20 protein-coding genes are annotated in these 18,786 nt (G+C 71.7%); 7 read left to right on the top strand and 13 right to left on the bottom strand.

Annotated features, from left to right (window positions below; all coding sequences use genetic code 11):
- The first annotated feature begins 19 nt into the window (after positions 1-19).
- Together AAW13_RS34675 and AAW13_RS34670 are read left to right on the top strand one after the other, a co-directional pair.
- Complete coding sequence (locus AAW13_RS34675) at positions 20-1,510, top strand: class I adenylate-forming enzyme family protein (RefSeq protein WP_046731353.1); 1,491 nt, start codon at positions 20-22, stop codon at positions 1,508-1,510.
- Between the two features lie 5 nt (positions 1,511-1,515).
- Positions 1,516-2,280 carry an SDR family NAD(P)-dependent oxidoreductase gene (locus AAW13_RS34670; protein WP_107483484.1) on the top strand — a complete coding sequence of 255 codons (765 nt, stop codon included), beginning with the start codon at positions 1,516-1,518 and terminating at the stop codon, positions 2,278-2,280.
- A gap of 77 nt (positions 2,281-2,357) precedes the next feature.
- Here AAW13_RS34670 and AAW13_RS34665 read toward each other — a convergent pair whose 3' ends face one another.
- The 4 genes from AAW13_RS34665 to AAW13_RS34650 all read right to left on the bottom strand — a co-directional run bounded on the left by AAW13_RS34665 (position 2,358) and on the right by AAW13_RS34650 (position 6,458).
- On the bottom strand, positions 2,358-3,620 hold the full coding sequence (locus tag AAW13_RS34665; RefSeq protein ID WP_046731351.1) for a metal-dependent hydrolase family protein: 1,263 nt from the start codon (positions 3,618-3,620) through the stop codon (positions 2,358-2,360).
- Between the two features lie 37 nt (positions 3,621-3,657).
- Positions 3,658-3,987, bottom strand: a complete 330-nt coding sequence (locus tag AAW13_RS34660) for a hypothetical protein (RefSeq protein WP_046731350.1) — start codon at positions 3,985-3,987, stop codon at positions 3,658-3,660.
- A gap of 17 nt (positions 3,988-4,004) precedes the next feature.
- Positions 4,005-5,291: an aromatic ring-hydroxylating oxygenase subunit alpha gene (locus tag AAW13_RS34655; RefSeq protein WP_046731349.1), complete on the bottom strand. Its 1,287-nt coding sequence runs from the start codon at positions 5,289-5,291 to the stop codon at positions 4,005-4,007.
- A gap of 195 nt (positions 5,292-5,486) precedes the next feature.
- On the bottom strand, positions 5,487-6,458 hold the full coding sequence (locus AAW13_RS34650) for an NAD(P)-dependent oxidoreductase (RefSeq protein WP_079179076.1): 972 nt from the start codon (positions 6,456-6,458) through the stop codon (positions 5,487-5,489).
- 141 nt (positions 6,459-6,599) lie between these two features.
- On the opposite strand from AAW13_RS34650, the gene AAW13_RS34645 reads away from it, so the two are divergent.
- Genes AAW13_RS34645 through AAW13_RS34635 form a run of 3 tightly spaced genes read left to right on the top strand, consistent with a single transcriptional unit; the run spans position 6,600 to position 8,394 of the window.
- Positions 6,600-7,880, top strand: coding sequence for a cytochrome P450 (locus AAW13_RS34645; RefSeq protein ID WP_046731347.1), 1,281 nt, complete (start codon positions 6,600-6,602; stop codon positions 7,878-7,880).
- Positions 7,877-8,065, top strand: a complete 189-nt coding sequence (locus tag AAW13_RS34640) for a ferredoxin (RefSeq protein WP_046731346.1) — start codon at positions 7,877-7,879, stop codon at positions 8,063-8,065. Before AAW13_RS34645 ends, AAW13_RS34640 begins: the two co-directional genes overlap by 4 nt.
- Before the next feature lie 14 nt (positions 8,066-8,079).
- On the top strand, positions 8,080-8,394 hold the full coding sequence (locus AAW13_RS34635) for a DUF1330 domain-containing protein (protein WP_046731345.1): 315 nt from the start codon (positions 8,080-8,082) through the stop codon (positions 8,392-8,394).
- Here the strand turns inward: AAW13_RS34635 and AAW13_RS34630 are convergent.
- The 3 genes from AAW13_RS34630 to AAW13_RS34620 are packed head-to-tail and all read right to left on the bottom strand — an operon-like array spanning position 8,301 to position 9,950.
- On the bottom strand, positions 8,301-8,768 hold the full coding sequence (locus AAW13_RS34630; protein ID WP_046731344.1) for an SDR family oxidoreductase: 468 nt from the start codon (positions 8,766-8,768) through the stop codon (positions 8,301-8,303). The two genes, AAW13_RS34635 and AAW13_RS34630, sit on opposite strands and share 94 nt — an antisense overlap.
- A gap of 34 nt (positions 8,769-8,802) precedes the next feature.
- Positions 8,803-9,261, bottom strand: coding sequence for a VOC family protein (locus AAW13_RS34625; protein ID WP_046731343.1), 459 nt, complete (start codon positions 9,259-9,261; stop codon positions 8,803-8,805).
- Positions 9,258-9,950, bottom strand: coding sequence for a TetR/AcrR family transcriptional regulator (locus AAW13_RS34620; protein WP_206306319.1), 693 nt, complete (start codon positions 9,948-9,950; stop codon positions 9,258-9,260). Before AAW13_RS34620 ends, AAW13_RS34625 begins: the two co-directional genes overlap by 4 nt.
- Before the next feature lie 37 nt (positions 9,951-9,987).
- On the opposite strand from AAW13_RS34620, the gene AAW13_RS34615 reads away from it, so the two are divergent.
- Together AAW13_RS34615 and AAW13_RS34610 are read left to right on the top strand one after the other, a co-directional pair.
- Positions 9,988-11,301: an acyl-CoA dehydrogenase family protein gene (locus AAW13_RS34615; protein WP_046731342.1), complete on the top strand. Its 1,314-nt coding sequence runs from the start codon at positions 9,988-9,990 to the stop codon at positions 11,299-11,301.
- Positions 11,298-12,326, top strand: coding sequence for a phosphotransferase family protein (locus tag AAW13_RS34610; protein WP_046731456.1), 1,029 nt, complete (start codon positions 11,298-11,300; stop codon positions 12,324-12,326). Before AAW13_RS34615 ends, AAW13_RS34610 begins: the two co-directional genes overlap by 4 nt.
- A gap of 61 nt (positions 12,327-12,387) precedes the next feature.
- Here AAW13_RS34610 and AAW13_RS34605 read toward each other — a convergent pair whose 3' ends face one another.
- From AAW13_RS34605 to AAW13_RS34580, 6 genes are read right to left on the bottom strand one after another with little or no spacing between them, the layout of a single operon-like run.
- Positions 12,388-13,536 (bottom strand): acyl-CoA dehydrogenase family protein, encoded by a 1,149-nt coding sequence (locus tag AAW13_RS34605; RefSeq protein ID WP_046731341.1) that lies wholly within the window; start codon positions 13,534-13,536, stop codon positions 12,388-12,390.
- Positions 13,537-13,549: 13 nt separating this feature from the next.
- On the bottom strand, positions 13,550-14,683 hold the full coding sequence (locus AAW13_RS34600; protein ID WP_046731340.1) for a thiolase family protein: 1,134 nt from the start codon (positions 14,681-14,683) through the stop codon (positions 13,550-13,552).
- Entirely contained in the window at positions 14,668-15,492 is an 825-nt protein-coding gene (locus tag AAW13_RS34595) for an enoyl-CoA hydratase/isomerase family protein (protein ID WP_046731339.1), read from the bottom strand. Before AAW13_RS34595 ends, AAW13_RS34600 begins: the two co-directional genes overlap by 16 nt.
- A complete protein-coding gene (locus AAW13_RS34590; RefSeq protein ID WP_046731338.1) occupies positions 15,489-16,673 on the bottom strand; it encodes a CaiB/BaiF CoA transferase family protein in 1,185 nt (394 codons plus the stop codon). Before AAW13_RS34590 ends, AAW13_RS34595 begins: the two co-directional genes overlap by 4 nt.
- On the bottom strand, positions 16,673-17,440 hold the full coding sequence (locus AAW13_RS34585) for an SDR family NAD(P)-dependent oxidoreductase (RefSeq protein WP_046731337.1): 768 nt from the start codon (positions 17,438-17,440) through the stop codon (positions 16,673-16,675). The genes AAW13_RS34590 and AAW13_RS34585 overlap by 1 nt, the downstream gene beginning before the upstream one ends.
- Positions 17,440-18,738: an amidohydrolase family protein gene (locus AAW13_RS34580; protein WP_046731336.1), complete on the bottom strand. Its 1,299-nt coding sequence runs from the start codon at positions 18,736-18,738 to the stop codon at positions 17,440-17,442. Before AAW13_RS34580 ends, AAW13_RS34585 begins: the two co-directional genes overlap by 1 nt.
- Positions 18,739-18,786: the final 48 nt, after the last annotated feature.

Genomic DNA, 18,786 nt, shown 5'->3' with positions numbered 1-18,786 from the left:
GCGGAAGAAAGGGCGTGCTGTGAACATCGCGATGCTGCTCGACATGGCCGTGGCGGGTGATCCGGACCAGGTGGCGATCGGGCCGCGCGGATCCGGGACGACCACGGCGCAACTCCGCCGTACCGCCGCCGGGGTCGCGGCCGTCGTCCACCGGTCCGGGGCCCGGGAGCTGGTGTTCGCCGGGGTCAACGGTCCGGCGTTCCCGGTGCTGTTGTTCGGCGCGGCGCTGGCGGGTGTGCCGCTGGTCCCCGTCAACTACCGGCTGTCGGCCGATGCGTTGACCGGCCTGCTGACCCATACCGAGCAGCCTCTGGTGGTCGCGGACGCGGCCGTCGCGGGGGTGTTCGCCGGGGCCGGGCCGCGGGTGTACACCCCCGAGGGCCTGCTGGCCGAGGCGGTCTCGGCCGAGCCGGCCGAGGGTCTGGAGGCGGCCGCGGACGACCCGGCCGTGCTGCTGTTCACCAGCGGGACCACTGCCGCGCCCAAGGCCGCGGTGCTGCGTCACCGGCACCTGACCGGTTACGTCCTGGGGACCGTGGAGTTCGCCGCCGCCACTCCGGACGACACCGTCCTGGCCGCGGTCCCGCCCTACCACGTCGCGGGCGTCGGTTCCGTGCTCAGCAACCTCTACGCCGGCCGCCGGATGGTGCACCTCGGTGCCTTCGAGCCGGGCGCCTGGCTGGAGCTGGTCCGCTCCGAGGGCGTCACCTCCGCCATGGTCGTACCGACCATGCTGGCCCGTGTCGTGGAGCACCTGGACGGCCGCCCGGCCGAGGTGCCGACGCTGCGCGCGCTGGCGTACGGCGGTGCGCGCATGCCCCTCCCCGTCCTTGAGGCGGCCCTGCGGGCCTTCCCGGACACCGGGTTCACCAACGCGTACGGGCTCACCGAGACCAGCTCGACCATCGCGCTGCTGGGCCCCGACGACCACCGCGCCGCGCTGGCCTCCGGCGATCCCGCCGTCCGTGACCGGCTGCGCTCGGCCGGGCGCATGGTGCCGGGCGTCGAGGCGCAGATCCGGTACGAGAGCGGGACCGTGGCGGCGGCCGGGGGGCCGGGGCAGCTGTGGGTGCGCGGTCCCCAGGTGTCCGGCGAGTACCGGGGGGCCGCCGCGCCGCTGGACGCGGACGGCTGGTTCCCCACCCGCGACCTGGCCCGTTTCGACGCCGACGGCTACCTGTTCGTCGAGGGCCGCGCCGACGACACCATCATCCGCGGCGGCGAGAACATCGCTCCCGCGGAGGTGGAGGACGTTCTCCTGCGGCATGCGGCCGTGCGTGAGGCGGCCGTGGTGGGCGTGCCGGACGAGGAGTGGGGCGAGCGGATCGCCGCGTTCGTCGTCGTCCACGAGGGGGCGGCCGTCGACGCCGAGGCGCTGCGCGAGTGGGTGCGGGGGCAGCTGCGCGGTTCCCGGACACCGGACGTGGTCGTGTTCCGCGCGGAACTGCCGTACACGCCCACCGGGAAGCTGCTGCGGCGCGAGCTGCTGACGACGATACGGAAAGGGTGACGCGGGTGACGACCTTCGCCGAGCTTCATGATCTGACGGGCAAGGTGGCCGTGGTCACCGGTGGTTCGCGCGGTATCGGGCGGGCCATCGTGCAGACGCTGGCGGAGGCCGGCGCCGACGTCGTCGTCGCCTCCCGAAAGGGCGAGGCGTGCCGGGCGGTGGCCGAGGAGGTACGTGCGTCGACCGGGCGCCGGACCGTCGGCGTCGCCTGCCATGTCGGCCGCTGGGACGACTGCGAGCGGCTCGTCACCGAGACGGTGGAGCGGTTGGGCGGGCTGGACGTGCTCGTCAACAACGCCGGCATGTCCCCCGTGTACGAGAGTCTCGACGCGGTCAGCGAGGAGTTGTACGACAAGACTCTCGCGGTGAACCTGAAGGGGCCGTTCCGGCTGGCGGTCCTCGCGGCCAGGCACATGGCCGGGCACGGCGGCGGCTCGATCGTCAACATCGGTACGGCCGGGTCGCTGATGGCGAGCGTCCACGAACTCCCGTACGCCTGTGCCAAGGCGGGACTCAACGCCCTGACGGTGGGGCTCGCGGAGGCGTACGCGCCGAAGGTGCGGGTGAACGCCATTCTCCCCGGGCCGGTGCTCACCGGCGCTCACCAGGCCTGGGCGGCCGAGGACTTCGACCCGTCGTTCGTGCCGTTGGGCCGGCTCGGGCAGCCGGACGACGTGGCGCCGCTGGCGCTGCACTTCGCCAGTGCCGCGTCCAGCTTCACGACCGGCGCGATCGTCCGCGTCGACGGGGGCATCACGCGGAAGGTGTGAGCGCCGCGCCACGGCATGCGGGTGGGCGGTGGCTCCGGCCGGAGCCACCGCCCTCCCGTCCCCCTCGCGCGGTCCGCTCAGGACCGGGCGGCCTCCTCGTGCCGGTGGACCTGACCGCCCTTCATCACGAACCGCACGTCCTCGGTGACCCCGATGTCCGTCAGCGGGTCGCCGGGGACGGCGATGACGTCCGCCAGGAGGCCGGGTTCGAGGCGGCCCCGGTCCTCGGCGTCGATCAGCGCGGCGGCGGTGGTCGTCGCCGCCCGCAGCGCCGCGAGCGGGGTCATGCCCCGGTCGACGAGGGCGAGGAGCTCACGGGCGTTGCGGCCGTGCGGGATGGCCGGGGCGTCCGTGCCGCAGGCGACGCGCACACCGCGCTCGATCGCGCGCCTGGTGGTCGCCTTGGCGCGCGGGAACACGTCGGCGGCCTTGGCCTGGAGTTCGGGTGCGGCCGTGGAGACGTCCATGCCGTCGGCGATGTAGGTGGTGGCGACCAGGAAGGTGCCGCGTTCCACCATCAGGTCCAGCGTCTCGTCGCCGGCCAGGAAGCCGTGCTCGATGCAGTCGATGCCCGCGGCCAGCGCGGCCCTGACGGCCCGGTCGCCCATGCAGTGCGCGGCGACCTTGAGGCCGGCCCGGTGGGCCTCGTCGGCGATGGCGTGCAGTTCCTCGTCGGAGTACTGCTGGGCGCCGGCCGGGCCGGTGTGGGACATGACTCCGTTGGAGGCGCACACCTTGATGACCCGGGCGCCGTGCTTGATCTGGTAACGGACCGCCTTGCGCACCTCGGCCACCCCGTTGGCGATCCCCTCCTCGACCGTCAGCGGCATGATGTGCGGAGCGAGCGCCTGGAACATGGTCGGGTCGAGGTGCCCGCCGGTCGGCGTGATGGCGTGGCCGGCCGGGACGACCCGCGGCCCCTCGATCCAGCCGAGGTCGATCGCCTTCTTCAGCGCCACGTCCAGCAGCAGGCCGCCGGTCTGCACGAACAGACCGAGGTTGCGTACGGTCGTGAAGCCGGCCCGCAGCGTGCGGCGGGCGTTGGCGACGGCCCGCAGGGTGCGCACGGCGGGATCGTCCTGCACGGGGTTGAGGGGGCTGCGGTGGTCGGGCCCGCCGAGGAGCAGGTTGACCTCCATGTCCATCAGGCCGGGCAGGAGGGTGACGTCGCCGAGGTCGAGCTCGACGGTGCCGGGCGGCACGGTGGCCGGGGCGACGGCCGTGATGTGCTCGCCCTCGATCAGCAGGTCTCCCGGCTCGGCCAGTTCGCCCTTGTCGATGTCCAGCATGCGGGCGGCCCGCAGCCGTACCGGCGGCCGCGGGGGGCGCGGACGCGGCATCAGGCACCTCCCGGGACGCGGCTCACTCGCATGCCGCTCACACCGCCGGTTCCACGACGGAGTCGATGCTCGCCGCGCCGGTGTCCGGCACCTTGGGCTGGCGCCAGGCCTCCACCGAGAACGCGACGGTCACCAGCGCGCAGAACAGCCACAGCAGGTGTTTGTCCTCCTCGGAGATGTCCGCCATGGTGACCCGCTGGAGGTAGTCCGTGCCGGAGGCCAGAAGCGGGAACGCGGTGTCGTAGAAGGCGTCGAGCTCGTCCATGGTGCTGGCGATGCGCTTGGCGTACCGGGCCTTCTCGGTGGGGACCGCCCAGTCGGCGAAGGGTTCCAGCGCGGCGAACTCGGCGGGGAAAACGGTGGCCATGGTTCGGTCTCCTCGGGTCAGCTCGCGGCGGGGGCGCCTGCGGTGCGCTGCTGGTACTCACGGACGTACTGCCGGGCGGTGCCGTGCAGATGGCGCAGAAGAACCTCCTGGTCGTTGAGCGGGAACTCCCCTACCGTGCGTGACTCCAGCATGGTCTGCGTGGCCTCGAGGGTGTTGCCGTCCTGGAGGCCGTACTCCTTGAAGGAGACGACGGCCAGCTCCTGCTGGAGCCGCTGGAAGGCGTTCTCGGGCGGCACGAAGTAGCAGGTCGCCTCGAAGACGTGGGTGTTGTACGCGGTCGGCCAGTAGTGGTAGGTCAGGACCCAGTTCGGCCGCCAGATCAGCAGCATGAAGTTGGGGAAGAACACGAAGGAGTCCATGCCCCAGCGCGGGTCCCGGGTGGGGTTGACGGCGGGCGGCAGCTCTTCGGTGGTGAGCCCGATGTCGGGTGCCTCCCACGGTCCGAACAACCCGCTGCGCAGGGCGCCTTCGATGGGCTTGACCATCTTGCGGTCGTGCGGTGGGGCGATGCCGCCCCAGGAGGAGACCATGCTGTGCGGTCCGTCGACGTCGTAGTGCAGCGCCTCGTAGCCGTACTTCTGGATCTTGCGGGCCTCGTCGGAGACGTACTGGCCGGCGTGCAGGATCGGCGCATGGTAGAACTCGGCGAACGCGTCGATGAACAGTTTCCAGTTGGCGCCGATCTCGGCGCGGTACGTGTGCGCCTGGGTCATCTTGTGGAACGGGTAGCCCTCGATACCCTTGGCGAACTCGCCCAGGTACTCCCGTAGCGGAGTGCTGTTGTCGGGGTCGAGGTTGACGAAGACGAACCCCTCCCAGATGTCGGTCTGCACGGCCTTGAGGCCGTACCGGGACTTGTCGAGGTCGAAGAACTCCTGCTCCTGCTGGACGAAGGCCAGCTTGCCCTCCAGGTCGTAGCGCCAGGCGTGGTACTTGCAGGTGAACTGGCGGCAGACCCCGCTGGTCTCCTCCCGTGGGAAGTCGTTCCAGACGAGCTTGTTGCCGCGGTGCCGGCAGATGTTGTGGAAGGCGCGCACCTCGTCGTCCATGCCGCGCACCACGACGACCGAGGTTCCCGCCGCGTCCAACTCCTTGGTGAAGTAGCTGCCGCGTTTGGGGAGTTTCTCGACTCGGCCGACGTTCAGCCAGGTGCGCTTGAAGATGGCGTCCCGCTCCAGCTCGTAGTGGGCCGGCGTGATCGAGTCCTCGTACGACACCGGCTCCGTGCCGATCTCCAGGTGGGCGGTCCAGCTGCCCGCCTCGGGCTTCTTGAAGTGCGCCATGGGGTCCGGTCCTCCAGTCGCTTGATCGGAGGAGACCTACGATAATCTCAGTCTCTCCTACCGAGAATGCTATTCTCGTCTCGGATCGGCCGTCAAGTCAGCCGCCTGTCAGGAAAGGCGCGGGAGGCCGCGGCGGACTCGGCGGCCGATCGCCCGCAACCGGCCACGAACCCGCGACGCCCGTCCGCGGGAGCGTCAGGATCCGTCCGTGAAGGGGAAGATCCGGGTGAAGTCGGCCCCGGGTTCGGCCCGGGCGAACCGCTCCCACACGTTCCCGGTCACCTGGGCGATCGCGGCCGCGCCCCCCTGCTCCCCCACCGCGCGCAGGTACAGCCGTACGTCCTTGTCCATCAGGGAGTTGGTGAAACCGGCGGCATAGCGGCCGGTGAGGACCTGGGCCGGGAACTTGTCCCGGCTCGCCGCGCTCTGGCCGCTGGACTCGTTCAGGACGTCGAGCATGGTGGCCATCTCGAGTCCGGCCGCGACCCCGAAGGCGACGGCCTCGCTGGTGGCGGCGAGCGCGGTCGCGGCCAGGAAGTTGTTGGCCAGCTTGAGGGCCTGGGCCGGGCCTGGCCGGTCGCCGACCCGGCGACGCCGGTCGCTGAGCCCGGCCAGTACGCCCTCGGCGCACGCACAGGCCTCGTCCGCCCCGGCGTACATGACGGTGAGGGTACGGGCGCGGGCTCCGGCGACCCCGCCGGAGACAGGGGCGTCGACGTAGCCGACGCCGCCCCCGGCGAGCAGTGCGGCGACCGCCCGGGCAGCGGCCGGACCGACGGTGGAGGTGTCGACGACGCACCGGACGCGCCGTTCGGGCACCGCCAGGATCTCCCGGGCCACCTGCTCACAGGCCGGGCCGTCGGGAAGGCTGAGCACCAGCACGTCGGTGCGGCCGGCCACCTCGGCGACCGAGGCGACGTGTACGGCGCCGGCGGGCGAGCGCCGCGGACCGAGCGCGTCGTGCGTCACGACCATGTGCCCGGCCGCCACGAGGTTGCCGGCGAGAACGCTGCCCATGTTGCCGAGCCCGACGAACCCGACACTCCCGCCGCTCACTCCCCCGGCACCGAGGGCCTTCCGGCGGATGCCGCGCGCGGTGCGCAGCGCGTCTACCTCTTCCGCCTCTTCTGCCTCTTCTACCTCTTCTGCCTCTTTCGTCTTTTTCATCTTTTTCGTCTCTTTCATGAATCTCCCCGGCAGTATGCGAGAATGGCGCTCTCTTAAATCTTATTCAGCATTCCACCAAGCAGAGAATTGTGCTACCGTCCCCGATCGTCAAGGTGCCGGTGAGAGGGGGCCGAACAGGCCGTGAACGACTTCGAGGCGATCGATTTCTTCCGGGACGAGAAGGTCGTCGCGGACCCCTACCCCTACTTCGACGCCCTGCGGGGACAGTGCCCGGTCCGTCGCGAGAACCACCACGACGTGATGATGGTGACCGGTTACGACGAGGCGCTACAGGTCTACAACGACACCGACGCGTTCTCCGCCTGCGTCTCGGTCACCGGCCCGTTCCCCGGGTTCCCGGTCCCGCTGGAGGGCGACGACGTCAGCGAGCTGATCGAGCGCCACCGGCACGAGCTGCCGATGAGCGACCAGCTGCCCACTATGGACCCGCCGGTGCACACCGACCACCGCGCCCTGCTCATGCGGCTGATCACGCCGAAGCGCCTCAAGGAGAACGAGGCGTCGATGTGGCACCTCGCCGACGGGCTGCTGGAGACGTTCCTCGCGGCGGGCAAGGGGGAGTTCATCAGCGGGTTCGCCGGGCCGTTCACGCTGCTGGTCATAGCCGATCTGCTCGGGGTGCCCGGAGAGGACCAGCAGGAGTTCATGGACCGGCTCCAGCGCCGCCCGCAGGACGGCGGCGGCATCGGCAGCACGGGCGACGACACCCTGCACCACTCGCCGCTGGAGTTCCTCTACGGCCGCTTCACGACGTACATCGAGGAGCGCCGCCGCGAGCCGCGCGCGGACGTGCTGACGGGCCTGGCGACGGCGACCTTCCCGGACGGTTCGACGCCGGAGGTCATCGACGTGGTCCGGGTCGCGGCCAACCTGTTCGCCGCCGGTCAGGAGACCACGGTCCGGCTGCTCAGCTCCGCGCTCAAGATTCTCGCCGAACGCCCCGAGCTCCAGCGGCTGTTGCGCACCGAACGCGACCGCATCCCGAACTTCGTCGAGGAGACGCTGCGGGCCGAGAGCCCGGTGAAGGGCGACTTCCGGCTGTCGAAGGTGCCGACCGCGGTCGGTGGCGTCGACATCCCGGCCGGGACCACGCTCATGGTGCTGAACAGCGCGGCGAACCGCGACCCGCGCCAGTTCGAGGACCCGGAGACCTTCGACGTCGGCCGCCCGAACGTCCGCCGTCACCTCGCGTTCGGCCGCGGCGCCCACACCTGTCCCGGCGCGCCCCTGGCCCGCGCCGAGGCCCGGGTGACCCTCGAACGGCTGCTGGACCTCACGTCCGACATCAGGATCGCCGAGCGGGTGCACGGTCCGGCGAACGCCCGCCGCTACCAGTACGTGCCCACCTTCATCCTCCGCGGCCTCACCCACCTCGACCTGGAGTGGAGCACGGCCCGGTGAAGGTCACCGTCGACGACGACCGCTGCCGCGGGCACGGGGTGTGCTGCACGGTCTGCCCCGAGGTCTTCGACCTGAGCGACGACGGCTACGCCGTGGTGGACACGCCCGAGGTGCCCGCCGAGCACGAAGAGGCGGTCCGCTCGGCCGCCGCCCTGTGCCCCGAGCACGCCATCACCGTGACCTGACGCCGAGGAGCGCCATGCCGAAGGGCTACGTCATCTTCACCGAGGCCGTCGACGACCCCGCGGGCATGGCCGCCTATGGCAGGGCAGCCGGCTTCTCCATCGCCGAGAGCGGCGCCGCCGTACTGGCCGCGGACCCCCGCCCGCAGGTTCTGGAGGGCAGCTGGCACGGCGACCAGACCGTCGTGCTCGAATTCGAGTCCGTCGAGGCGGCCCGGGCCTGGTACGAGTCGGCCGCCTATGCGGAGGCGAAGCCGCTGCGGCAGGCTGCGGCCCGCACCAACGCCGTGATCGTGGCCGGGTTCGCGCCCCGGACGACCGACGCCGGGTGAACACGGCCGGCCGGGGCTTCGCCCGACTCCCCTCCGCCTGACGGCGAGTCGGGCTTTCCCGGCCGGGGAGCCCCCGGCCGGGAAAGCCCTGCCCCGGTCAGGCCGGCGTGCCGCCAGGCCCGCGCGTACGCGCAGGTGCCGAGTCCGCGGGTCCGGGAGGCGAGGCCGGCCAGGGCGTCGCGGTCGGTGATGTCGAGGGGGTGCGGTTCGACGACGGTCGCGTGCGGGTCGGCCGAGAGGTCCTCCGCGGCCGTGGAAAGGGTCTTCTCGTCCAGGTCGACCATCAGCAGCCGGTCCACCGTGCCGACCGTGCGCCGCGCGCACTCCAGCCCCGTGCCGCGCCCGGCTCCGGTCACGATTCCCACGCTCGTCATCGGGTCTGTTCCTTCCCGAGCTCTTTCTCGACGGTCATGACGGCCTGAGGCCGGTCGCCCAGTACCGCTCCAGGACCGGCTGGAGCGCCCTGGTCACGAGTTCTACGCGCGGGCCGGTCTCGCCTCGGAGGAACGCCCAGTACGGAGTACCGTCCGGGCGGCGGCCGACGGCCTCGGACGCGTAGCCGCGCCGGGCGAGTTCGGCGGAGTCCGCGGCCACGTCGTCGGACCAGTAGCCGAGGTGGTGGATGCCGGAGTCGGCGGCCGGCTGCCACAGGGTGTCCGGGATGCTCAGGACGAGCTCCAGCCGGGGCACGGACATGGTGTACGTCGACCTGAGGTCGAGGACGGCGTCGCCGCCGGGCAGGCCGACCCGGGCCGGGGCGCCCAACTCCTCGCACCACCGGTGGCCGAACACGGCCGTCAACTCGGCCGCCGCGGCGGCGATGTCGTCGACGACGAGGCCGACGTGGAACTGGTCGGTCGCCTTCATTCTCCTGCTCCTTCGGGTGTGACCGTGCGCAGGCAGAAGCGGATGACGTGCTCGACGTCGGCGCCCGTCGGGGGCGTCCGTCGCCACAGGCGGTCGGCGAGCAGGCCGACCGTGGCGTGGGCGGCCAGGGCGGCGTCCAGGTCGGGGGCGGCGCTGCCGAGTTCGGTGTACGGCGCGCGGAGCAGGTCCGCGAGCAGGCCGGCGATCGAGGGCGGCCCGGCGAGGAACCCCTCCCCCACGCTCTGGGCGTTCCACATGACGGCGAGGGTCGTCGCGGCCGTGTCGGCGTCCGTCGCCTGCGAGAGGACGCCCTCGGCCCAGCGGCGCACCTTGCCCCGCGCCGTGCGCTCCTTGGCCATCTGGTGGGCGAGGTAGCCGCAGAGCTGCTGGGCGCCGTCCTCCATGATCGCGGCGACCAGGGCGTCCTTGGACCGGAAGTGCCGGTAGAAGGCCTCGTTGGAGAGTCCGGCCGCCGTCACGATGTCGGCGACGCGCGGGCGTGCGGTCGTGCCGAGGCGGCGCATGACCGCGCGTGCCGCGTCGAGGAGGGCGCGCACCTCATCGGCGTACTGGTCGGCGCGGCGGGCCAGGGCGCGCTGGGCTATCCGGTCGGCGATGCCGTCCGGCGGCCGGTCCGACACGTCGTCAGAAGCCGCGTTCCACAGCGAGGGAATTGTGTTCTCATCCACGAGAACGTTATTCTGGCACCCGCCGGAAGGAGACACAATGCCGTGGGACTTCGAGACAGACCCGGACTACCAGGCGCAGCTCGACTGGGCGGACGGGTTCGTGCGCGAGGAGGTCGAACCCCTCGACCTCCTCTGGGACGGCCTCCAGTTCACCCCGCCCGACGACAACCTCCGCCGTGTCCTCGACCCCCTCAAGAAGGAGGTGCGGGCGCGCGGCCTGTGGGCGACGCACCTCGGTCCCGACCTGGGCGGTGCGGGACACGGGCAGGTCAAGCTGTGTCTGCTCAACGAGATTCTGGGGCGCTCCTCCTGGGCCCCGATCGTGTTCGGCTGCCAGGCCCCGGACACGGGCAACGCGGAGATCCTCGCCCACTACGGCACGGCGGCGCAGAAGGAGCGTTACCTGCGCCCGCTGCTCGACGGCGAGATCTTCTCCTGCTACTCGATGACCGAGCCCCAGGCCGGGTCCGATCCCAAGGAGTTCACCACCCGGGCGGTGCGGGACGGCGGCGAGTGGGTCATCGACGGCTGGAAGTACTTCTCGTCCAACGCCAGGACGGCCGCCTTCTTCATCGTGATGGCCATGACCGACCCGGACGGGGACCCGTACGAGAGCATGTCGATGTTCCTGATCCCGGCCGAGACGCCCGGGATCGTCATCGAGCGGAACGTGGCACTGGCCGGTGAGCCCGAAGAACGGGGTTCTCACGCGCTGGTGCACTACGAGGCCGTACGGGTGCCGGCGGACGCGTTGCTGGGCGGCGAGGGGCAGGCGTTCGTCATCGCCCAGACCCGCCTCGGCGGCGGGCGGATCCACCACGCGATGCGCACGATCGGCCTCGCGACCAAGGCGTTCGACATGATGTGCGAGCGGGCACTGAGCCGGCACACGCAGGGCACGGTGCTGGCCGACAAGCAGTTCGTGCAGGGCCACATAGCCGACTCCTGGGCGCAGATCCAGCAGTTCCGGCTGGCCGTGCTGCACACCGCCTGGAAGATCGACAAGTACAGCGACTACCGCAGGGTCCGCAAGGACATCGCGATGATCAAGGTCGTGCTGCCGAGCGTGCTGCACGACGTCGCCCACCGCGCGATCCAGGTGCACGGCGCCCTCGGCGTGAGCGGCGACATGCCGCTGTTCCGGATGCTCCTGGGCGCCAGTGTCCTGGGCATCGCCGACGGTCCGACCGAGGCGCACAAGGTGACCGTCGCCCGGCAGGTGCTGCGCGACCACAAGGCCAGCGACGACCTGTGGCCGAGTGGCTACCTGCCCACGCGGCTGGCGGCGGCGCGGGCCAAGTACGCGGAGTTCCTGGAGCCGGCGACAAAGTGGGAGGCGGAGGCCCGGTGATCGACGTCGAGCGGCTGGCGGACTGGCTGGACGGGTCCGCTCTGCCCGGCAAGGGCGAGCCGGTCGAGCAGCGGTACGTCTCGGGCGGCGCGCAGAACGAGATCTACGAGATCCGCCGCGGCGAACTGCACTGCGCACTGCGCATCCCGCCGCCCACCGCGCCGGCCGCCCGCGACGGCGGCATCCTGCGGGAGTGGCGGATCACCGAGGCGCTGAACGGCACGGACGTCCCGCACACCGAGGCGATCGCCGTCTGCACGGACACCGCCGTCCTCGGCCGCACCTTCTACCTGATGGAGTTCGTCGACGGCTGGTCGCCCATGTCCGGCACCGGGGGACGCGGCTGGCCCGAGCCGTTCGGCACGGACCTGACCGCGCGGGCGGGGCTGGCGTACCAACTGGCCGAGGGGGCCGCCCTGCTGGGCCGGGTGGACTGGCGGGCGAAGGGGCTGCACGACCTGGGCCGGCCCGAGGGATTCCACGAACGCCAGGTGGACCGCTGGACCCGCTACCTGGAGCGGGTGAAGGGACGTGAGCTGCCCGGGTTCGACGAGGCCTCGGCCTGGCTGCGCGGGCACAAGCCGCTGGACTACGTCCCGGGCCTGATGCACGGCGACTACCAGTTCGCCAACGTCATGTTCCGGCACGGCGGCCCGGCACGGCTGGCCGCCGTCGTCGACTGGGAGATGGGCACGGTCGGCGATCCCAAGCTCGACCTGGCCTGGATGCTGCGCGGCTGGCCCGAGGACACCGGCGCCCCCGAGGCCGCCACCGTGTCCTATGTCGACCTGTTCGGCATGCCCTCGCGGCAACAGCTGATCCAGCACTACGCCGAGGTGTCCGGCCGCCAGGTCGACGACATGGACTACTACGACGTCCTCGCCCAGTGGAAGCTCGCCATCGTGCTGGAACAGGGCTTCCAACGCGCCGATGACAACGAGAAGTTGCAGGCGTTCGGCCCGATGGTGCTCCGGCTGATGAAGTCGGCCGCAGACCTGGCGGAGTCGACGGCCTACGGGAAGTGACGCGCTGAGCTCCGCGGCCGCGACCGGCGGCCGCGGCACTCCCGTGTTCCCAGCGCTGTTCTCACAGCCCCAGCGACTTGGCGATGATCACCTTCATGACCTCGCTGGTACCGGCGTAGATCCGGGTGATCCGGGCGTCGGCGTACAGCCGGGCGATCGGGTACTCCGTCAGGTAGCCGTAGCCGCCGAAGAGCTGGAGGCAGCGGTCGACGGCGCGGGCCTGCGTCTCGGTGCAGAAGAGCTTCACCTTCGCCGCGTCGGCGCCGGTGAGTTCCCCGTCGACGAGGTCGAGGACGGCGCGGTCGAGCATGGCCTGGGCGGCCTCGATCTCGGCGGCGACGGCGGCGAGTTCGAACTTGGTGTTCTGGAAGGACGCCACGGACCTGCCGAAGACCTCGCGTTCCCTGACGTACGCGATCGTCGTGTCCAGCGCGGCCCGTGCCTGCGCGACCGAGCCGACGGCCACCGTCATCCGCTCCTGCGGGAGGTTGTGGCCCAGGTAGCCGAAGGCGGCGCCCTCCTCCCCCAGCCGGTTCGCCACCGGGACGCGGACGTCGTCGAAGGCCAGCTCGACGGTGTCCTGGACCTTGATGCCCATCTTGTCGAGGACCCGCCCCCGGGTGAACCCGGGCATCCCGTCCTCCACGACCAGCAGCGTCAGTCCCGCGCGCCGGTCGGCGGGGTCGCTCGACGTGCGGGCGACCACGATCACCAGGTCGGCGAGCAGACCTCCGGTGATGAAGGTCTTGGCGCCGTTGAGGACGTAGCCGTCGCCGTCGCGTACGGCCGTGGTGCGGATGCCGGCCAGGTCGGACCCGGTGCCGGGTTCGGTCATGGCGACGGCGGTCAGCAGCGCGCCTGTGGCGAGGCCGGGGAACCAGCGCCGCCGCTGCGCGGTGTCGGCGTAGGCGAGGAAGTAGGGCAGGACGACGTCGAGTTGGGTGCGTACGGTGCCCAGGGTGACCAGGGCCCGGGCCGCCTCCTCCTGGAGGACGACGTTGTAGCGGTAGTCGTCGAGGCCGGCGCCGCCGTACTCCTCGGGGATCGCGATGCCCAGCACGCCGAGCGAGCCGAGCTGTTCGAAGATCTCGCGGGGCAGCCGCCCTGCCCGCTCCCAGGAGGCGTGGTTCGGGACCACCTCCTTGGCCACGAACTCCCTGACCAGCTTGCGGAATTCCTCGTGGTCGGGTGTGTAGATCTCTCGGCGCACCGAAACCCTCTCGTCAGGAAGCGAGTTCGACGAGGGTGGCGTTGGCCGTGCCGCCGCCCTCGCACATGGTCTGGAGCCCGTACCGGATCCCGTGGTCGCGCATGTGGTGGATCATGCGGGTCATCAGCACGGCGCCGGACGCGCCCAGCGGATGCCCGAGCGCGATGGCGCCGCCGAGCGGGTTGAGCAGGGCCGGGTCGGCGCCGGTCTCGGCGAGCCAGGCGAGCGGGACGGGCGCGAAGGCCTCGTTGACCTCGAAGACGCCCACCTCGGCGAGACCGACACCGGCCTTGGCGAGCACCTTCTCCGTGGCCGGGATCGGGCCGGTCAGCATGAGGACCGGGTCGGCGCCGACCACCGCGCCCGCGCGGTAGCGCACGAGCGGGGTCAGCCCCAGCTCCCGTGCCCGCTGCGGTGTGGTGAGCAGCAGGGCCGCGGCGCCGTCGGAGATCTGGGAGGCGTTGCCGGCGTGGATCACCCCGTCGTCGAGGAAGGCGGGCTTCAGCCCCGCGAGCTTCGCCACGCTGGTGCCGCGCCGTATCCCCTCGTCGGCACTCACCCCCGCCGCCGGCACGGTCTGCGCCTCGAAGGCGCCGCTGTCCAGGGCGGCGGCGGCGCGCTCGTGCGAGAGCGCCGCGTACTCGTCCACCTGCGTCCGCGTGAAGCCCCACTTCTGTGCGATCTTCTCGGCGGAGATGCCCTGGTTGAAGGAGAAGTCGTGGTAGCGGGCGAGGACTCGGGGACCGTACGGCGTCCCGGTGGCGCGTGCCGAGCCGAGCGGCACCCGGCTCATGACCTCGACGCCGCCGGCCACGACGACGTCCTGCTGGCCGGACATGACGGCCTGCGCGGCGAAGTCGAGGGCCTGCTGGCTCGATCCGCAGGCCCGGTTCACGGTGGTCCCGGGTACGGTCTCGGGCCAGCCCGCGGCGAGGACCGCGTACCGGCCGATGTTGCTGGACTGGTCGCCGACCTGGGAGACGCAGCCCCACACGACGTCGTCGACGAGCGCCGGGTCGAGGCCGGTGCGCTCGGCGAGGGCGGTCAGGACCACGGCGGAGAGGTCGGCCGCGTGCACGCCGGACAGGCCGCCGTCGCGTCTGCCCACCGGGGTGCGGACGGCTTCGACGATCACTGCTTCGCGCATGGTGGGTCCTCCGTAGGGGGCTGTCGGAACCAGCGGCCGGTGAAGCGCGGCTCGCGTTTCTCTGCGAACGCCGCGTAGGCCTCCGACACGTCGGTCGAGGCGAAGTTGACCGTCTGGGTGCGGGCCTCCGCGGCGAGTGCCTCGCGCAGGGTGCGGTCCGTGCCCTCGTTGAGCAGGGCCTTGGTTCCCGCGAGGGCGAGCGGCGGTCCGGCCGCCAGCCGGCCGGCCAGGTCGGCGGTGAACTCGTCGATCTCCTCGGCGGGCACCACCCAGGTGACGAGGTTCAGCGACCGGGCCTCCTCGGCGTCGATCATCTCGGCCAGCAGGGCCAGTCTCCTGGCCTGCTGGAGTCCGGCGAGCCTGGGCAGCAGCCAGGAGCCGCCGCAGTCCGGGGAGAGCCCGCGGCGCGCGAAGATCTGCGAGAACCGGCTCTCCGGTGTGGCCACCACCAGGTCGCAGCCCAGCGCCAGGTTCCAGCCCGCGCCGACGGCCGCACCATTCACCTTGGCCACCGTCGGGACGGGCAACTCGTTCAACAGGACGGCGACTTCGTTGAGATCGCGGACCTTGTCGAGCGGGTGCCGGGGGTCCTGGGCGCCGCTGGTGAGGTCGGCGCCGGAGCAGAACGCTCCGTCGGCGCCGGTGAGGACCAGGGCCCGTACCGCCCGGTCGTGGGTGGCCTCGGTGAGGGCCTGGCGCAGTGCCGCCCACAGGTCGCGGTCGACGGCGTTCCTGCGGTGCGGGCGGTTGAGGGTCAGGGTCCGTACGCCGCCGCTGTCGGCGGACAGCAGTACGGGCTCGCCGGTCATGTGGCACCCCTCGACTCGGCCTCGGTGACGCCCAGTTCGGCGAGCACCTGCCGGGTGTGCTCGCCGAGGGCGGGTACGGCGCCCATCGGGGGCTCGTATCCGGCGATCACCGGCGGTGGCAGGAGGGCCGGTACCGGTCCCGCGCGGGTGTCGATGGTGCGCCAGCGGTCGCGGGCCGCGAGGTGCGGGTGAGCGAGGACGTCGGCCGGGGTGTTGTAGCGGGAGTTGCCGATGCCCGTCTCGTCGGCGCGCCGCTGGACGTGTGCCAGGTCGTGCCGGGCGCACCAGGCGCCGATCTCCGCGTCGAGCAGGCCGCGGTGGCGGACGCGGTCGGGGTTGGTCCGGAAGCGTTCGTCGGCGGCCAGGTCCGGGCGTTCCAGCAACTCGCGTGCCAGGCGCTGCCATTCGCGGTCGTTGATGGTGCCGAGGACGACCGTCTGGCCGTCGGCGGTGCGGTAGGCGCCGTACGGGGCGACGGCGGGCGAGCTCATGCCGATGGGCTGCTGTTCCTCGCCCGAGTGCCGGGTGTGGGTCAGCGGGTAGCCCATCAGCTCGGTCATGGTGTCGAACAGGCTCACCGCGACGGCGCCGCCGCGCTCGCCCCGGCGCTCACCGGCGTAGAGGAGCGCCACGACGGACAGCGCGGTGTAGAGGCCGGTGCTCGCGTCCGCGATGGGCGGGCCCGGTTTGGCCGGGGCGCCGGGGTGGCCGGTGATGGCGCAGACCCCGGACTCGGCCTGGACGAGAAGGTCGTAGGCCCGTTTGTGGGAGAGCGGCCCGCCGGGACCGTAACCGTCGATCTCCACCGCGATCAGGCCGGGGTGGCTGGTCGCCAGGTCGTCGGGGGCGATGCCCAGTCTGGCCGTGGTGCCCGGGGTGAGGTTGGAGACCAGGACGTCGGCGCGGTCCAGCAGCCGGTGCAGGATCGCCATCCCCGCCTCGGACTTGAGGTCGAGGGCGACGGACTCCTTGCCGCGGTTGGTCCACACGAAGTGGGCGGCCAGCCCGTTCACCACGTCGTCGATGTGACGGGCGGAGTCGCCGCCGTCCGGGTTCTCCACCTTGATCACGCGGGCCCCGAGGTCGCACAGGACCCGGGTGCACAGCGGCGCCGAGACAGCCTGTTCCAGGGCCACCACCGTCACACCGGAGAGAGGTCCCCGGTCTGTGGGGTCGGCCATCAGATCACCAGGCCGCCGTCGACCGGCAGGACCTGGCCGGTGACGAAGGAGGCCGCGTCCGAGGCGAGGAAGACGAAGGCTCCGGCGACCTCCTCGGGCTCGGCCCACCGGCCGAGGGGGATGCGGGCGAGCATGGTGGCGGCGAACTTCTCGTGGGTGCGGATGGTCTCGGTCATGGGGGTGGCGGCCAGCGGCGCCAGGGCGTTGACCTTGATCTGGCTGCGGGCCAGCTCCCGGGCCATCGACTTGGTCATGCCGATGACCGCGGCCTTGGCCGCCGAGTAGTTGACCTGGCCGAGGGTGCCGGTGAGCCCGGCCGAGGAGGTGACGTTGACGATGCGTCCGGTGCCGTCCGTCGGCAGGAACGGCAGGGCGGCCTGGGAGCAGGTGAAGGTGCCGAGGACGTGGATGTCGAGCAGCCGGCGGAAGGTGTCCTCGTCGAGGTCGGGCAACATGGCGGGCGCGGTCACGCCAGCGTTGTTCACCAGGATGTGCAGGGTCCCGCTGGCGAGGACGGCGGCCCGGACCACGGCGGCCTCGGCGGCCGTCCGGTCCCGTACGTCGAGTCCGGTGCTGTCGGCGGTGCCGCCCGCCGCCGTGATCTTCCCGGCGACCGCCGCCGCGGCGGCCGCGTCGACGTCGGTGACGAGGACGGCGGCGCCGGCCCGGGCGAGCGCGTGGGCGACGGCGGCGCCGATGCCGCCCGCGGCTCCCGTGACCAGCGCCGAGCGTCCCGTCAGGTCGAACAGCTCGTTGTCGTGCGCCACTACTTGCTCGCCGCCGCTACGGCCGCGCGGGCCCGCCGGCGGAAGGCCTCCAGCTTGTCGACGGGTTCCTTGAGCTGGCGGCTGCGGGGCCGGATGCTGACGTCGTGCCCGTCGGCGGCCCGGCGCAGGGCGCCGACCGTCGCCTGCTCGCGCGGGACGTGCGAGAACGGGTCGAAGGAGTACCAGCGCATCGCGTTCTCGTGGGTGATCTTCACGGTGTCCGCGTCCGGGACCCCGCACTCGGTGAGGACGCCGTGCAGCTGCTCGGGGGCGTCGGGCCACAGGGAGTCGCTGTGCGGGTAGTCGCCTTCCCAGCAGATGTTGTCGATGCCGATGTCGTGGCGCAGCTTCACGCCGAGCTTGTCGGTGATGAAGCAGGTCAGGAAGTGCTCGCGGAAGACCTCGGAGGGCAGCTTGCCGCCGAAGTCCTGGAGGGTCCAGGCGGCGTGCATCTCGAAGGTGCGGTCGACGCGCTCCAGGAAGTAGGGGATCCAGCCGGTGCCGCCCTCCGAGAGGGCGATCCTCAGGTCGGGGAAGTCCTTGAGGGTGCGCGACCAGAGCAGGTCGGCGGCGGCCTGTACGAGGTTGATCGGCTGGAGGGTGATCATCACGTCCGGCGGGGAGTCGACGGCCGGGATGGCCAGGCGGCCGGAGGAGCCGATGTGCACCGACAGGACGGTGCCGGTGTCGCAGGCGGCCTGCCACACCGGGTTCCAGTACGGGTCGTGGAAGCTGGGGTAGCCGAGCGCGGCCGGGTTCTCCGGGAAGGTCATGGAGTGGCAGCCCTTGGCCGCGACGCGGCGCAGTTCGGCGGCGCACAGCTCGGCGTCCCAGATCACGGGCAGGGCCATCGGGATGAAGCGGCCTGGATAGGAGCCGCACCACTCGTCGATGTGCCAGTCGTTGTACGCCCGTACCAGCGCGAGTGAGAAGTCGGTGTCCTCGGTGGCGAACATGCGGGCCGAGAAGCCCGGGAAGGACGGGAAGTTCATCTGGGCGAGCACACCGCCCGCGTTCATGTCCTTGACGCGTTCGTGGACGTCGTAGCAGCCGGGCCGGATCTCGTCCATGCCCTGCGGGTCGAGGCCGTACTCCTCCTTGGGTCGGCCCGCGACCGCGTTGAGAGCGGCGTTTCCGACGGTGTTGTCACGGAACTGCCAGACGTCGCTGCCGTCCTCGCGGTGGATCAGCTTGGGCGCGTCGTCGAGGTACCGCTTCGGCAGGTGGTTCACGAAGATGTCGGGCGGTTCGATGACGTGGTCGTCGACGCTGATGAGGATCAGGTCGTCCTTGTTCATGCGGAGTCCTTTTCGCTGGTGGGGCGTTCGCTGGTGGGGCGTTCGCTG

The organism is Streptomyces humi (assembly GCF_001005085.2).
GTDB classification, from domain to species: Bacteria; Actinomycetota; Actinomycetes; order Streptomycetales; family Streptomycetaceae; genus Streptomyces; species Streptomyces humi.
The sequence above is the reverse complement of the archived record's forward strand: the minus strand, read 5'-3'. Positions and strand labels throughout refer to the sequence as shown.